This is a genomic window from Spirosoma humi (assembly GCF_054776575.1).
On record NZ_BAAHBR010000015.1, the window covers coordinates 759,289 to 774,710 of the forward strand.

General features: G+C 51.0%; 11 protein-coding genes. 2 read left to right on the forward strand and 9 right to left on the reverse strand.

The features are described 5' to 3' along the window. Positions 1–6: 6 nt before the first annotated feature. From ACYU8Y_RS19500 to ACYU8Y_RS19535, 8 genes are all read right to left on the reverse strand, one after another. Complete coding sequence (locus ACYU8Y_RS19500) at positions 7–1,665, reverse strand: LamG-like jellyroll fold domain-containing protein (RefSeq protein ID WP_460939743.1); 1,659 nt, start codon at positions 1,663–1,665, stop codon at positions 7–9. A 27-nt stretch (positions 1,666–1,692) separates the two neighbouring features. Further along, entirely contained in the window at positions 1,693–2,601 is a 909-nt protein-coding gene (locus ACYU8Y_RS19505; protein ID WP_460939744.1) for a tetratricopeptide repeat protein, read from the reverse strand. Between the two features lie 9 nt (positions 2,602–2,610). After that, positions 2,611–4,848: a protein kinase domain-containing protein gene (locus ACYU8Y_RS19510; RefSeq protein ID WP_460939745.1), complete on the reverse strand. Its 2,238-nt coding sequence runs from the start codon at positions 4,846–4,848 to the stop codon at positions 2,611–2,613. A 32-nt stretch (positions 4,849–4,880) separates the two neighbouring features. Beyond that, on the reverse strand, positions 4,881–5,654 hold the full coding sequence (locus ACYU8Y_RS19515) for a caspase family protein (protein ID WP_460939746.1): 774 nt from the start codon (positions 5,652–5,654) through the stop codon (positions 4,881–4,883). Beyond that, positions 5,644–6,465: a PP2C family protein-serine/threonine phosphatase gene (locus tag ACYU8Y_RS19520; protein WP_460939747.1), complete on the reverse strand. Its 822-nt coding sequence runs from the start codon at positions 6,463–6,465 to the stop codon at positions 5,644–5,646. Before ACYU8Y_RS19520 ends, ACYU8Y_RS19515 begins: the two co-directional genes overlap by 11 nt. Before the next feature lie 3 nt (positions 6,466–6,468). Beyond that, complete coding sequence (locus tag ACYU8Y_RS19525; protein ID WP_460939748.1) at positions 6,469–7,071, reverse strand: FHA domain-containing protein; 603 nt, start codon at positions 7,069–7,071, stop codon at positions 6,469–6,471. 5 nt (positions 7,072–7,076) lie between these two features. Further along, entirely contained in the window at positions 7,077–8,066 is a 990-nt protein-coding gene (locus ACYU8Y_RS19530; protein ID WP_460939749.1) for a hypothetical protein, read from the reverse strand. A gap of 78 nt (positions 8,067–8,144) precedes the next feature. Continuing rightward, a complete protein-coding gene (locus ACYU8Y_RS19535) occupies positions 8,145–8,900 on the reverse strand; it encodes an FHA domain-containing protein (protein WP_460939750.1) in 756 nt (251 codons plus the stop codon). Between the two features lie 571 nt (positions 8,901–9,471). Between ACYU8Y_RS19535 and ACYU8Y_RS19540 the strand changes: the two genes are divergently transcribed. Beyond that, entirely contained in the window at positions 9,472–11,424 is a 1,953-nt protein-coding gene (locus ACYU8Y_RS19540) for a KUP/HAK/KT family potassium transporter (protein WP_460939751.1), read from the forward strand. Positions 11,425–11,518: 94 nt separating this feature from the next. Next, positions 11,519–12,580: an NAD-dependent epimerase/dehydratase family protein gene (locus tag ACYU8Y_RS19545; RefSeq protein ID WP_460939752.1), complete on the forward strand. Its 1,062-nt coding sequence runs from the start codon at positions 11,519–11,521 to the stop codon at positions 12,578–12,580. A 477-nt stretch (positions 12,581–13,057) separates the two neighbouring features. Here ACYU8Y_RS19545 and ACYU8Y_RS19550 read toward each other — a convergent pair whose 3' ends face one another. Then, positions 13,058–15,388: a glycoside hydrolase family 3 protein gene (locus ACYU8Y_RS19550; protein ID WP_460939753.1), complete on the reverse strand. Its 2,331-nt coding sequence runs from the start codon at positions 15,386–15,388 to the stop codon at positions 13,058–13,060. Positions 15,389–15,422 lie beyond the last annotated feature (34 nt).

Below are 15,422 nucleotides of genomic sequence, written 5' to 3' on the forward strand. Positions count from 1 at the left end.
GTGGTTTTACTGCTTATACAGCGCATCGACTTCGCTGGCCGTCAACGCCCGTTTATAAATGCGAATGTCGTCCATGGCTCCGTGAAAAAACCAGTTGAGCCCCTGAATGGCCGCGCCAAATTTCAGCTCGGCACCGGGGCATTTGTCCATCGTGTTATTGGGCAGTTCTGTATTTGTATACAAGGGTACATTATTCAAATACATGCGAACCGTTCTTCCGCTGTAGGTAAATACCAGATGGTACCATGTATTCACTTCAATCCGGCTGGTAAATGGAAACTCCAGCCAGCCCTTTCCGGGTTGACATCCGCTATTTTGCTTAATATTGGTCATAACCACCGTATTAGGCCCTCTATCGTCTTCTAATTTCAGCAAGGCACTGTACGTTTCGAAAGCACTATCACTGAATCGCGATTTATTATAAACCTGCATCCGGTGCGTGAATGACGACATTTTAAACCAGATACTTACCGATAGTGCTTCCGGATTCAGACTACTATTCTCATCCATGTAGAAATAGTCATTTACCCCGTCCAGGAAAATAGCTGAATTTGCTTTCCCTTTATGGTCAGTCGTAAAGGTCGGGTTATCAACCAACTTCACATGATTATTATACCCACTAACGTCTAGGAGTGATTGGTCTGTAAACGAAATGGAGGCAATCAGGTCCTGAGCGACAGGATCGACCTGGGTTGTGAAGGACATGACCGGTCCGTATATGATGTCTCCCGATGCCAGTCTGGCGAACGAACGGTAATAGTAGGTTTTGTTAGCCGTCAGGTCGTTCAGATTGACAACCACATTTACCCCGGCTGTAGGACTGACAACCTTAACCGAAGGACTATTCACATCTGGATTATTGGTCGTTGATGAGTAATAGATACCATATTCGATAGCGGCTGGATTACCCAGATGCTGTACGACCAAATTAATCGAAGCCGTTGCGAAGCCTACACTGGCGGTGCCGTTTGTAATAACGATCGGATTCTGCCCAGTTTGGAATGTTTGTACAGCACTATAATTAATTTTTCCAGCGGCATTGACAGCAAAACTACGAACGTAATAAATCGTATTGGGCTGAAGGCCCGTTAGCGACATAGGAATAGCCGTACTGATAGGCGCTGGAAGTGCGCCCAGAATGACAAGGTCATTCTCTTTAGTCGGTGTCTGATTCGTTGTCGAATAGCAAAGGCCATACTGGGTAATCGTTGCATTCCCGTTGGAGGTTATGTTCATTCCGGCCAGTGCCGTGGTGGTAGAAACGCCCGTGATTGCCTGCAATGTTACCGTCGGGTTAACGGCATCACTTACAGTAATTGTCTGCTGAAGCGTCGTTTCCTGACCGCACGTATTCGCCATCGTTACCTTTACGGTATAAGTGCCATTGGCGGGATACGTGTAACTCGCGGTCATTCCCGTCGTAACTGACGTGTTACCATTACCAAAATCCCAGGTCACTTTGTCGATAGTTCCCCCGCTGTTACTAATTGAAAAATCAGCTTTCCGTTGCGAAATGGCGGCATTGACCGTGCCAGATGCAGATGGCTTAACACACTCACGTTTCGTTTTTTTGGTAGGCACTTCCCAGTTGCCACAACTTAACAGCAGACTACCCAAACCGCAGAGGAGAAAAATAATAAGGAAATAAGTACGCGATGATTTCATGTTAATGGAAAAGATGGTGTGAGTAGATCAAAACGCATAGCTAATGGCCAGTCCCCACGATTGAGAGGAGGGTCTCCATTGCAGCGCATTCACGCGTGTTTTTGGCTTATGCAGTAGCAAATAGAGTTCGGCTACGGTTGCCACGGCAGCCACACCCAGGCAGGCTTTGAACAATCCGTTCTTTTTCTGGGCATCCTGAGCCGCGTTGTAAGCGGCTTCGTACTGCCGGTAGCTGGCATCATCGGCAATAATGCCGCTTCCGGTCGGATCGGTCGTTTGACTGACCTGAGCCAGCGTACTCATTTTCGACTGGTAATCACTTCGCAGGAGCATACCGTAGGCGCCCGCTCCTACCGTAACCAAACCTGTAACGACCTTTAATCCAACGTGCCTGGATGGTTTCGGAAACACAATATCGTTGATAGTCTGAATTTGAATCGATAGCGACTCTTTTTTCGTCTCAGTTGCGTACTTAACGGCCTCCGTGTAATTGGTTTTTGCCTCCAGGTACCGTTTCTGGTTAAAAAGCTGATTGCCCACGCGTTCGTAATAATCCGCTAACTGCATTTTTGTAATGGCATCGTCGGGATTAAGATTTAACAGTTGGCCAAATAGTTTGACAGCTTCCAGGCCCCTATTCCCTTTCAACGCATCGTCGGCCTGCTGGCGCAAGGCTAGTCCGGTGGTGCATTCCTGGATCTGCTCCTTCGCGTAGGGGTCATTCTCGAAACCGGGCACTTCGAGGCAGTTCTGATACTGTCGGCGGGCTTCCTGGTATCTACCTTCTTTGAACAGCGCATCGCCCCGTTTTTTGTATCGGTCGTATTCATCGTCAACTGTGACGGCAATCGATGTCCGGCCCAGTGCCCTAACCGAGGGCAACAGCGTGAACGATAGCAAAAGAGTGAGGATAAAAAGCGGTAGTAGTTTACGCATAAAACTGGGTTACTGGTTGTTACATTGTTTAATCTTCCGACGGACTTCGTCAGTATCTTTCAGGGCCCTGGCCACCTGGTACCAGTCTTTGGCCCCCTCCAACTCATCACGATCAAAGATTCGATTGGCGGTCGCCATGTAAGTTGTATAGGCCGCATCGGCTTTGGTCGTGTTAAGGTCCTGGTCTTTTGCCAGCGACCGGGCTTCCGTAAAATCAGCAATCGCTTTGGGTTTATTATTTCCCTTCGCAATGGCTTTCTGGCCGCTCTCGATTAGCTGATCATATTTCTCCTGTGCTTCCAGCTTCACATTCTTCGGCGCTTCCGGAGTTGGCTCTGCCAACTTCGGCTTTTCTGTTTCCGGCGTTTCTTTTTTCGGTGATTCCGGCAAAACAGCATTTGCCGGATCAGCTTTTTTCTCTTCCGGCGTTTTAGCCGGTAATTCTTTCATGGCCGTTAGGGCATCTGCACGTAACGCAGCCACATCCCGGCGATTAGGATCGAGCTTCAACGCGCTGTTGGTCATGGTGATAACATCCATATAATCTTTCTGCTGGTATGACCGTTGCGCTTTGCCATAGGCGATATCTATTCGTTTATCCAGCGCCTTCTTCGATTCGCCCGGCACTGGTTTTATTACTTCCGGCTCTTTTTTCGGCGTTGGGTCTAAATGAATTGGTGGGATAGCCCCCGCCGTAGATGGACTTGCTACTTTACCCATATTACCAGAGACTATTTTTGGCGCACTTTGCAAGCTCATGTACAGCACTATACCCCCGACAACGAGGGCAATGGGCGCGACAACCCGCCAGGGGAACGCTCGCCCTGCCGGGTTGACAAGAGCAGGCTGGCTGATCGGCGGTAAAACAGGCGCTTTACTAACGGGGCTGGCCGACGACGTAGGCGGTACCACAAAAGCAGGCTTCGTCTCTTTGGTCGGCTCGCGCTTTATTTCCTTGACGGCCACCGGCTTTGCGGGTTTCGCAACCGGCGCTGGCGTCGGTACGTAAACGTCGGTGCGCTCTTCCTGATACACATCCGTCAATTCGAACTCAGGTATGAGCGGTTTTGGGCGGAGAGCCTCGCCACATAGCGCCAGCCCGCGAATGGCGGTTTCGTCAACCGGATTGAGCCGCAACACTTGCTCATACAGGGCTTTGGCCTGCTCGAAACGCTGCTGACTTATCAGCTTAGCAGCTTCCTTCAGGCTACTTGTCTGTTGCTGCTGCTGTAAGCCTGCCGCACATTGTTCCAGCCCTTTTTGCGCGTCAGTATGGTGCTCCCGTTTGGCAAGTACCTGCTCATACAACGTACTCGCTAGTTTGTACTCCTGCTTGTTCAGTAATTCCTGCGCTTCGGCGATCAGTTGCGGAATGGCATCCAATAAATCCAGTAATTCCTGCTCTTTACGGGCGCGTTCGTGGATGTCGCGCACCAGACACCGCCGAATGATCGTTCGGTACGGCTCGGCAACCTGATCCAGTCGACCGGGCAGTTCGACCGTCATGATTTTCTTCTCGATTTCGCGCCGTACGGATTGTTCACTGCTGTTGCGCAAGTCGGACCGGAAAGGCTTCTCCCCCGTCATCAGTTCATACAGAATGACGCCGAACGCCCACAAGTCGAGGTTAAAACTTACCCGGCTCCCTTCAATCTGCTCCGGAGCCTTGTACGATGGTGTTCCCCGCCCGTCACTTAGGTCAAAATCCGAACTGTCCAGTTCCTCATCGCTGACCAGCTTACTCAGCCCGAAATCCGCAATTTTAGGAATAAATCGTCCTGCGTTATCGCGTGAAATCAGGATGTTGGCTGGCTTGAAATCGCGGTGAACGATCCGATGGCGATGCAAATGCTGAAGCCCCAGCAAAATACCCTGCGTAATGTCATAAATCTGGGAAGGCGTCAGCACGACACGTCGGATCAGGTCGGCCAGATTACCATCCGGATAGTACTTCATGATGGCGAAGTCGCTAACGCTGGTGTCCGTTTCGAGCCGGTAGCAGGCATCATAGCGGGCAATATTGGTTTGCCGGGGCACGCGCTGCGCCAGGTCGACCTCGGCTTTCAGCGACTTGGTGTCGTTCCCTTTGAACTCACTTATTTTAACGGCAACCCATTCCGTCTCGAGCTGGTCTTCAACCTTGATAACCCGACCGTATGAGCCACTGCCCAGCAAAGCCCCCTCGTCGTTGGGACGAATAGGGTAGCGTTGTTTGAAGTCTTTAAACGAAGTAAACGTTTGATGCATACACCTGATCAACAAGCCAATAACTACTAACTTTAGCGATACGACAGGGGCAGATTGTCGGAGAAGCGCCCGTAGAACATTGGGGTTTGACGGCCCCGCGTTCGCTTTCTGACCTCTGGCCCGACGTACTGGTGTAACTCTCGTATCGTTACAATGCCATTCCCATCCAGATCACCCTGACCGGTCAGGCCCTTGATCAGAAAATGCGTAAACGCGCCCCCCGCCAACTGGCCATCTTCAACGGCATACTGCGTAGACCGGCTGGCCAGTATCATGGCCACATTGCGGCCGTCATTTAGCTTATTTTCCAGGGCTGGTCGGCTGGTTTTCGGCTGCGTCATCCCACCCGACAGACAGGCATCGGCAATGCATAGTTTGGTTATGGCCGGAGACGCCCGGAAAGCCGTTTTAATAGCCTGGTAGGATAACATCGTCTGCTGCCTGCCAGGCCGGGCATCGTAGGGAGCAAAGCTACCCGGCAAGCCATGTCCCGAAAAGTAAAGGATAACCCGATCGGCGGGGCCCGCCTTCCGGAAGAGCTGTAAGGCTTGCTGCACCGCTGCCTGCGTAGCCTGCCGATTGGTCAGGAGCCGAATATTTGCCGTCGGCACGTTACCGCCAGACTTACTGCGTAAAAAGGCCACAACCTGCGCGGCATCCCGATCGGCAAACCGCAGATCGCCCGTTGCATACGACAGCGCCTGATAATCGGCAATGCCGACCACCACCGCATAGGTAGTTCCGGGGGTGGCAGTGGGGAGATAACCCCAAAGCGAACTTAGCCAGATCAGTAAATTAGTCAGCATACTTTTCGGAAGAATCGATGGAATGAACGGATTCCGTTTGTCTGACGTAGCTGATTCCAATCAAATAGCCAGAGTAGTTATCCTTTGTCTGATCGCCACACACCGCCTGCAGTGACTGTATTTTGGTCAGATCGGGCAAGTTGCTGGCGATCACGGTTTTCAGCACATAGTCATCCATCTGTTCCAACACACCGTCGGTACACATAAAGAAATAATCGCCGGCCTGAATGTCGGTCAGGGTTACCACATCGGGCACCGATCGGGAGGCATCGCCTTTTTTATCGGTAGAGCTGGCTACCACCGCCCGGCTCAACCGATTGCGCCAGGGATGTGACAGGGCCTGGGTAGCCGTGATAATTCCTGATTCGACCATGTCGTTCACCTGCCGGTGATCCTGAGTTTGGAAGATAACCTCCCCCGCCCGAAGCTGGTAAACCCGGCTATCGCCCACATGAGCTACCGTAATGCCTTTTTGATGAATTTGGAGCAACGCCAGCGTAGAGCCCATGCGGCTCACGAAGGGATGCTGCTCGAAATAAGCCTCGTACGCGTCATACACCCGATCCAGGGCGGCATGCAGATGCACCTGATCAAAAACCGGCTCATTCATCGAAAGGAAGTACTCGCTGATAGCCGTACACAATAGATGACTGGCAACTTCGCCCTTATCGGCACCACCCATGCCATCGCAAAGAATGAAAAGCCGGGTTTTATCCGTTGCCATACCGACAGCCGGACACAGTGCATCCTGATTGATACTGCGCTGCCCAATGTGCGTAAACGCGAAGGGCAAAGCGGATTGGATATACATACGTTATTCGGTGCGGTCGGGGTTATAATCCAAGGAAACCCTGTAGGTTTCGAGCATTGTGGCTGGTATTGAAAAATGAGTCAGGCGAAACCGATCCAGGCCACCCAGTGTAATGATCGACTGATCTCCGACATCAATAATTTCGGTTTTCAGTAAGGCCGTGCCGTTAACCAATGTGCCGTTCAGACTGGGTTGATAAGACTGGGCATTGGGGTCAACCGCACCATCCTGCAGGTGATACCGAAGCTGACCTGTCCACCTATCGAATGTAATCGTCAACGTGCAATGCCGACGGCTGATGAAGCAGCGACCATTGTGAACGAACCGATCGACCCGAATGGGGTTCGCGTCGGATGTTCCAATGACATTGCTCCCAAACCGAAGCGGATAGGTCGTACCAGCGTCACCCAGGTAAGTCAGTTGACCGAAGGAAGGCAATCCCTGCACGATAACGTCGTCGTAGTGAAACGCGGTGGCTAGTACGTTTAACGCTCCACAGCCAACATGCGAACAGACAATAGAGCCCCGTTCGGCATCGGCAGCTCGCACCATAATCCGTCGACCACACTGCTGGCAGGTAATAAGCGTTGTTTTAAATCCGGCCATGTTTCCTATTCGTCCATGTCACGTACATCCCCATTGTTGACATAGGTATCGTCGGGCTCGTGTGCATCAGCGAGGTATTCATGCTCACTGGCTCTATACTCATCCATCTCGTGATCACGAAAACTATGTCCGTCAGGGGTTTCTGTTGTTTCGGGAGCAGGTGTTTCGGTAGGTACATCTACGTCTGATTCCAGGATTGAATCCACGACCTCCTGCGACATGCTGGCTTCGAGGCCCTGATTGAAATTGTCATTGGACAAAACAAACGGTTCGTCGATTCGCTCAATTTCCACCAGTTCACCGCTGAGCGAATCATACCGATAGAGCGTATCCAGGCCATCGTCGCCACGGGCATCGACAACTTTATAGGTATAACCATCTGCGCCATCCAGTACGATCGTGTCGATAACGCCGTCCTGATTAAAATCCAGACCCATTACCCGCTGTCCGTTTAGGAAACCCTCAATAATCGTCGGTTCTGGCTCTACTGATACTGATTCTTCAGTAGCTCCAACAGCGGCAATTGTTGTTTGGGGCGATCCGTATGGCTTAACGGGCAGTTTCTCTCCCGTAACGTTTTCGGTGTATTCCTGCCGTTGTTCCAGAGACAGACTGCTCCATTCTTCCTTCTCGAAGGTGTTGTACCAGTGACCATGCCAGCTAAACACACCACCCATACCGACCTCCTGACGAGCCGCCGTAAACGCCTGTTCAAACGACATACCGTCCGTTACTTTTCCGGCCACGTCAATATCGTCTGGGATTTGTGTACCCGAAGCTGCTGGCGTCTCCTCTGTATCAACTGGAGGCTCTTGCGATTTCTTAGTGTTATCAATAACAGCCCAGGCAGCTCCGCCTAACAGCATAGTGGCGGCAGCAATCCCGAGCGTTTTTTTCTGAGTGGCGGTAGCGCCAGATTTGGTTGTGGAAGACGTTGACGGTGTCATGGAATAGGTATCGGTTGGCAAATCGGACTGGTTGGAAAGTTGCGACATGGCTGATAAAAAAGTCTTGATTGATGTGGGTTAATAGGCCTCAGGCCAAAAAGGTAAGTGTGATCAGGAGAAAACTTTTTAATTGACCCAAACCGCCTGACAGCGCCGACAGCTCTTTTGCTGAACGAGCAGTTCCCACTCCCGGGTCCCGAATGGGTCGCGACAGGTCGGATTGGGACACCGGTATTTCTCCCGATATTCTTTCTCGATGACGTCCAGTTTCTCATCGGTCGACAGCAGGGTCGAACACAGAGTGGGCACTAACACACTCAGGCCAGCTCCGGACATGATGTGCAGCAATGGCAAGGCCGCCCCGCCCGTTGAGAGAACCGAGCTTATGCCAACGATTGAGGACAAGATGACGCTCCCCGTCCGAATCATTTTTTCACGGTTTCGGCAATCTTTTTTAAGTGTCGGGTATTGCTCATAAACCTGTTTCAGGTCAGCGAAGGCGCGGGTAAAATCCAGCGGGTTTGCCTCTGCTTTAGGGCGTTTTTGCGTTGCACCTGGCACTGCCTCTACTGTGGCCCTGGCGGGCTCGGCCGGTAACAGGGCCAGAAGTTCTTCGACGGTAATCAGGGTGTCGGCAAGGCGGAGCGTGTCTTGCCAGTCAACGACTTTGCGCGTAATACGCACCTCATTAACGAAGGTGCCATTTTTACTGGATAGGTCTTCAACGATGAAACTCGTCGAAGTGCATTGGATTAGCCGGGCATGATGCCCACTGATTTTATTGTGAGGAAGAACCAATTGATTATCGACACTTCGCCCAATTGTGTAAGCAGTCAATTGGCTCAAGGTATCAATCAGTTGGTAAAACTGATTATCGTTCATGTGTGTGGAAACTATAGAATCGGCTGGCGGGTAACCCGATCCAATACATGAAGCGAAGATAATGTAATTATCTACTTGTAACCTTACTAGTATACTAAATATTTACTTTTTTTAAAAGAGATGGCCCGTTAAGCTAACGGGCCATCTGCAAAACACACCTAATTAAACAGAACCAAAAAATCCGCACTAAAACTGTATATATACGGATCAACGCAAACTTTAGTTTTGTCAACCTAAGGTTACTTACGGCTTTCCCAGACAACGGCACGTATGGGCCTTTTTATTCACTCCAGTCGCGCTTTAGAAAGAAAAGCCATTAGTCGGTAGTTGATTAGTTTTACCGTATAGTGCGTATAGACATCCGTTTTCTCATTGATTTTCAACGAAATAATCCCGTTAGCACACCTTTTCCCGTCTGGAATCCGTCTAAACAGGTAATGGCCTGTTTCGATACGGTTCGATTGGGTATAACTTTCGACCCAATACACGTCAAAACGGCGCAAACATCGGTTATCTTTGCGCCGTTTTGACCGCTACCCGCTCGTAAGACAAGAAGGCGCTAGCCTATTTTATGGAAGATAAGAAGCATATAGACACTGTTACGGCTGCCGGTCTGTTAGTGGCCATGGGCATCATTTATGGTGATATTGGCACATCGCCCCTGTACACGCTCCGGGCTATTATTGGTCCCGAAAATAGTATTCGACCCGATGTCGTTCGCGGAGCGCTCTCCTGCGTTCTCTGGACACTCACCCTGCAAACAACCGTCAAGTATGTCATTCTGATTTTGAGGGCCGACAACCGGGGAGAAGGGGGCATATTCGCCTTGTATGCGCTGGTTAGGCGACATGCCCGCTGGCTTACGCTTCCGGCCATCATTGGAGGGTCGGCGCTGCTGGCCGATGGTATCATTACCCCGCCCATTTCCGTTTCGTCGGCGGTGGAAGGGCTGCGCCTGCTTTATCCGGCCATTACTCCCACCGAAATTATTGAGATTGTCATTGCCATTCTAACCATACTGTTTCTGATTCAGGCGTTTGGAACGAATGTCGTCGGGACGGCTTTCGGCCCGATTATGCTCGTGTGGTTTGTGATGCTCGGCACGCTCGGTGCCATTCAGATCGCTCAGGCACCGGGCATTCTGGCGGCCATCAACCCCTACTATGCCTGGTGGTTGCTCGTTGAATATCCGGGTGGTTTCTGGCTTTTAGGCTCGGTATTTCTGTGCACGACCGGGGCCGAAGCCCTCTACTCCGACATGGGGCACTGCGGCCGGTCCAATATCCGGGTTAGCTGGATATTCGTAAAATCCTGCCTGATTCTCAACTACTTCGGCCAGGGTGCCTGGCTTTTAAGTATTCAGGGACAGGTTCTGAAAGATCGTATTCCTTTTTATGAAGTGATGCCGCCCTGGTTCCTGACCATCGGCATCGTCATTGCAACGGCCGCTACGGTCATTGCCAGCCAGGCGCTTATTAGTGGGTCGTTTACCCTTATCAGTGAAGCCATCCGCCTTAACTTCTGGCCCAAAGTTTTGCTACGGTACCCAAGTGTTCAGAAAGGGCAGCTTTACGTACCCAGTGTGAACATGCTCCTTTGGGCGGGTTGCGTAGGAGTCGTTCTCTACTTTCGCGAGTCATCGAACATGGAAGCGGCCTATGGACTGGCCATTACGCTGACCATGCTGATGACCACCCTGCTCATGTCCTACTACCTGTATACCCACAAGTATCAGGCGTGGTGGGTGGTGTTGTTTCTGACCGTTTATCTGGGTATCGAAGGGTCCTTTCTGATCGCCAACCTCATTAAATTCCCGCATGGCGGCTGGGTATCGGTGATGATTGGGGCCACCATAGCCGGGGTCATGTACATCTGGCTACAGGCTTTCCAGATCAAACTTCGCCTGACCGAATATGTCCGCATCGATCAGTACACGCAGGCGATCAAAGAGCTTAGCCGGGACATCAGTATTCCTAAATATGCCACGCACATCGTGTTCATGAGCAATGCCGCCCGGCAGTCGGAGATCGAGTCGAAGATTATTTACTCGATTTTCCAGAAGCGGCCCAAACGGGCAGATATCTACTGGTTTGTCCACGTCGATACGACGGATGACCCCTACACGATGGAATACAAAGTGAACACCATTGCGCCGGACGATGCCTATAAAGTGACCTTCAAGCTGGGTTTTCGGGTTGAGCAACGCATCAACCTGTTCTTCCGTAAGGTGATCGAGGACATGGTTAAGAACAAAGAAGTGGATATTACCAGCCGCTATGAATCCCTTAGCCGTCAGAATGTTATCGGCGATTTCCGTTTCGTGGTGCTGGAGAAGTTTCTCTCGTTCGAAAATGAATTACCCGCCCGCGAACGGTTCATCATGAACTTGTATTTTACCATAAAAGGCTTTACCACGCCCGAAGATCGGTGGTTCGGCCTCGACAGCAGTTCGGTTAAGGTCGAAAAAGTACCGCTGGTTATCCGCCCTGTCGAAAACGTCCAACTCAAACGTATTACAACCTAATTTAAAGAGCGAAAGAATGAAAGCGTGAAAGAGCGCTAAACAATAGGACCGCTTCTTTCGCTCTTTCATTCTTTCGCTCTTTCACTCTTTCATTATGAAGCTATTAATCACAGGTGGAGCCGGATTTGTGGGCTCATCGCTGGCGATCTCGCTGAAGCAAAATTACCCTACCTATCAAATATTCGCCCTCGACAACCTCAAGCGTCGGGGATCGGAACTGAGTCTGGCCCGCTTAAAAGCCGCTGGCATCGAGTTTTTACATGGTGATATCCGGAATAAGGAAGATTTTGACGCCTTGCCTGCCGTGGATACCGTCATTGAAGCTTCCGCCGAACCGTCGGTATTGGCCGGGCTGGATGGTACTCCCGACTACCTGATCAATACCAATCTGTTTGGTACCGTCAATTGCCTCAACTATGCGCTGAAGCACAAGGCCAACTTTATCTTTCTGTCGACGAGCCGCGTATACCCCATCAAAACCATAGAAACCTTAACTTTCGAGGAAGCCGATACCCGCTTTGTATTGACCGACGACCAACCCGTGCCAGGCGTATCGTCGCGGGGAATTGCGGAGAATTTTCCGCTCGATGGTGCCCGATCGCTTTACGGAACCACCAAGCTGGCCTCTGAATTGCTGATTCAGGAGTATAACGAATTCTACGGTCTCAAGACGGTTATCAATCGCTGTGGTGTCATTACCGGCCCCTGGCAAATGGGCAAGGTCGATCAGGGCGTTATGGTTCTCTGGATTGCCAAGCACTTTTTCGAACAGAAGCTGTCGTATATTGGCTATGGTGGCACCGGAAAGCAAACCCGCGATATGCTCCATATTGCCGACCTCTACCGGCTGATCGACTGGGAACTGCACCATCTGGATGCTGTCAATGGGCAAATTCTGAACGCGGGTGGTGGCCAGCACAGTAGCGCTTCCTTGCAGGAGCTGACCAAAATTTGCCAGGAAGTAACGGGCAAAACGATCCCGATTTCGCAGGTCGCTGAGAACCGGGCTGCTGACATTCGGCTCTACATTACCGACAACACCAACGTCACGAACCTAACGGGCTGGAAACCCGAACTGGGCATCCGCGAAATCGTGACCGATATTCACGACTGGCTCAACGAAAACCGGGCCGCCCTGGAGCCAATTCTGAAGTAAATCAGCCGTTTATATTTAACACAAGGAGGCCCCGATTCAGGTTTGAGTCGGGGCCTCCTTGTGTTATGGTAGTTCGATGTTGTGTATAAAGTGAAACACGAGTACCACATCTATTCGGGAACCTCTTAGCAGCGTTGAGTGAGCTTTAATATAGTGAAGTGCCATACATGCAGAATAGAATTTAAGCTACTTCCATAGTTCCATTTTTCGATGTTGACAGAGTAAAGCTTATGGCAAAAATTGAGAAAGTTAACTTGGCTCTTAATCCAACATCGATCGGGCTTTAAACTAATTATTGCAACCAGTTCTGCTGGCATATTTACCGACTTATACTTAATAAAGACTACTATTATAATTAGTCTATTCGTCATAATAGCTGCGAGTCTTGGGAGCCGGGCATTAAAAAAGAGAAATCCGTTTTCCTGATGAGCAATGAACCCAGCATTGAACAAGACTTCTCTCTTAAAAACTGAATCCCTATTGACCCGGCTTCTTGTAAGTGGCTGTCCGGGCATCGGTAATGACGCCTTTCCAGTTTAGGCCAAAGCCAAAATCATACACATTTCCGACCGAATCTTTGTAAGGCGTCATGTCACGAGGAACATCTTCGGCCTGCGCTTCAACGGTTTTCATATCGGCGGGAAACTGCATGGGTAATAGCGCCGAAGGTTCATGTGCACCCGTCAGAATGTCCAGCAAGGCCTGATCCTGCACGCCGAAATGAGTCAGAATGGCGTTTGACTGGGTCTCAAATTCGCGGACAACCGTGGGGTTTGAGGCCAGCAATGACACGATCACCGGCTTCCCCTTCATTTTGGCGTAGGTTTCGGTGACCATCCCCAAATCGGAGGTATTGATGGTCTTGGCCGTTTTGCCATTGTAAGTGCGGTTCGTGAATTTTTCCAGCGGATCGCCCCCGGCAATACTCGGATCACGGCTACCCTGAGCTTTGTAATCTCCATATTGCAGGCTGACCGGCACGTAGCCCGTTCCGCCCGCTTTGGCATCATCGGAGTCGTAGCCTCCACCCGAATCAGGGCTTTGAATGAACACCAGCGCGTAATCCGCTTCGGCAGGATTGTCGGTTACAGTAAAATACTTTTTAACGACAGTCAGGTTGACCGGATAATCCAGCTTTTCAGGAATTTGCATACCCAGAAAATTACGCCCCGCTGGCGTAAATCGCTTTGGAATATAAACGGTTTTGCCTTTGGTCAATGGCAGGGCTTTCGCGCTGTTTTTCAGCATCACCACCGACTCCAGTTGCGCCTGGTAACCGGCTTTCATAAACTCGGCCGTACCCACCGACTGCTGCGATACTTGTGGGTCTAGATACGGGTTTTCAAACAGCCCCACCCGGAAAATGTTCTTCAGCAAACGAACGGCCGATTGCTCGAACCGATTTCGCATGAACGCGGCACCACGCTCCTGAACGCCCATCTGGTAGGCCTCGATAACCGGCTTGGATTCATTGTTACCCCCAAACTGATCGACCCCGTTCATGAGTATTTTGTAGTGCCGCTGAGCCACGGAAAGCTTCTCGACTCCCCACGATTTACCCGTCAGGAATACATTGACGGCGGTTTCATCGGCCGTAATCAGCCAATCCGTGCACACAACCCCATCGTATTTGTATTTGGTCCGCAGTAAATCGTGAATGATGTATTTATTGTAACTGTTTCCAACGTTCTCGCCGTACTTTTTATCCTGATCGAACGAGATCGTGTAATAGGGCATGACGGCCGACGCCATACCCGTTTTTCCTTTTAGCTTGAAAGCACCGTTGAGAAAGGGCTGAAAATGAGTGTCAAAGTTCTTGCCCGGATAGACCGCATACTTTCCGTAGCCGTAGTGGGCATCGCGGCCACCCTCCCCCGAGCCACCGCCCGGCCAGTGTTTCACCATCGCATTCACACTATGATAGCCCCAGCCGCCGGTTATCTCATTCGCACCCGTTGAGGTTTGAAAGCCGTCGATGTACGCCCTCGCCATGTCGGTAGCCAATTTAGGATCTTCGCCAAATGTGCCGCTAACCCGGTTCCAGCGGGGATCGGTTGCTAAATCGACTTGTGGAGAAAGCGCCGTGGCAATACCCAGCGCCCGGTATTCCGTGGCCGCAATTTGCCCAAATCGTTGCACCAACGCCGGGTTAAACGTAGCGGCCAGTCCCAGTGAGCCGGGCCACATGGAGATGGCCCCACCCGCTCCGGCATTAAACTCGGCATCGGCCCGGGTGCCGTGCCGCGGATCAGAACTGCTGTTTATGGGAATACCCAGGCCAAGTCCTTCGACCAGTGCCTGCGCGTTATTGTTCCATTCAGCCGCAGCTTCGGGACTTTGCACCGACGTGATCAGGACGTGACGGAGGTTATCCTTCGTTAAAAACTCCTTCTGCTGATCCGACAGATCAGACACCCTGGCCCCGCTTTGGGCAAATATTTTTCCGTTATACGTACCGGCAAACGGGCCACCGGCTGCGGCCGGAATGGGCTGGTGTTTGCTGTACAGCATCAGACCGGCAATCTGCTCGACGGTCAATTTCGAGGCCAGATCTTTGGCCCGCACATCGACCGGTAGCCGCCAGTCTTCGTACTTGTCCAGTTTGCCGTTCTTGTTCAGATCTTTAAACGCGAAGCCTTTTTCCGTGATCAGCTTCACCCCCGAGTTGGCCGAGTACCCCAGGGTTTTTCCTCCTTTGTTGGTCACTTTCGTCCAGTTGCCCAACCTGGCTTCGGTCCAGTTCTGCCCAAATGCAACCGAGGCCGAGAACAAGCTCAGCAAACCAATACAAATACGTTGTTTTTTCATTTTAATAGGTTAGTACGCTGTCGTAAACGTATGC

What these genes read in the sequence shown, in the direction of transcription:
- ACYU8Y_RS19500 (WP_460939743.1), bottom strand. Translation starts at nt 1,665, where the DNA reads ATGAAATCATCGCGTACTTATTTCCTTATTATTTTTCTCCTCTGCGGT.
- ACYU8Y_RS19505 (WP_460939744.1), bottom strand. Translation starts at nt 2,601, where the DNA reads ATGCGTAAACTACTACCGCTTTTTATCCTCACTCTTTTGCTATCGTTC.
- ACYU8Y_RS19510 (WP_460939745.1), bottom strand. Translation starts at nt 4,848, where the DNA reads ATGCATCAAACGTTTACTTCGTTTAAAGACTTCAAACAACGCTACCCT.
- ACYU8Y_RS19515 (WP_460939746.1), bottom strand. Translation starts at nt 5,654, where the DNA reads ATGCTGACTAATTTACTGATCTGGCTAAGTTCGCTTTGGGGTTATCTC.
- ACYU8Y_RS19520 (WP_460939747.1), bottom strand. Translation starts at nt 6,465, where the DNA reads ATGTATATCCAATCCGCTTTGCCCTTCGCGTTTACGCACATTGGGCAG.
- ACYU8Y_RS19525 (WP_460939748.1), bottom strand. Translation starts at nt 7,071, where the DNA reads ATGGCCGGATTTAAAACAACGCTTATTACCTGCCAGCAGTGTGGTCGA.
- ACYU8Y_RS19530 (WP_460939749.1), bottom strand. Translation starts at nt 8,066, where the DNA reads ATGTCGCAACTTTCCAACCAGTCCGATTTGCCAACCGATACCTATTCC.
- ACYU8Y_RS19535 (WP_460939750.1), bottom strand. Translation starts at nt 8,900, where the DNA reads ATGAACGATAATCAGTTTTACCAACTGATTGATACCTTGAGCCAATTG.
- ACYU8Y_RS19540 (WP_460939751.1), top strand. Translation starts at nt 9,472, where the DNA reads ATGGAAGATAAGAAGCATATAGACACTGTTACGGCTGCCGGTCTGTTA.
- ACYU8Y_RS19545 (WP_460939752.1), top strand. Translation starts at nt 11,519, where the DNA reads ATGAAGCTATTAATCACAGGTGGAGCCGGATTTGTGGGCTCATCGCTG.
- ACYU8Y_RS19550 (WP_460939753.1), bottom strand. Translation starts at nt 15,388, where the DNA reads ATGAAAAAACAACGTATTTGTATTGGTTTGCTGAGCTTGTTCTCGGCC.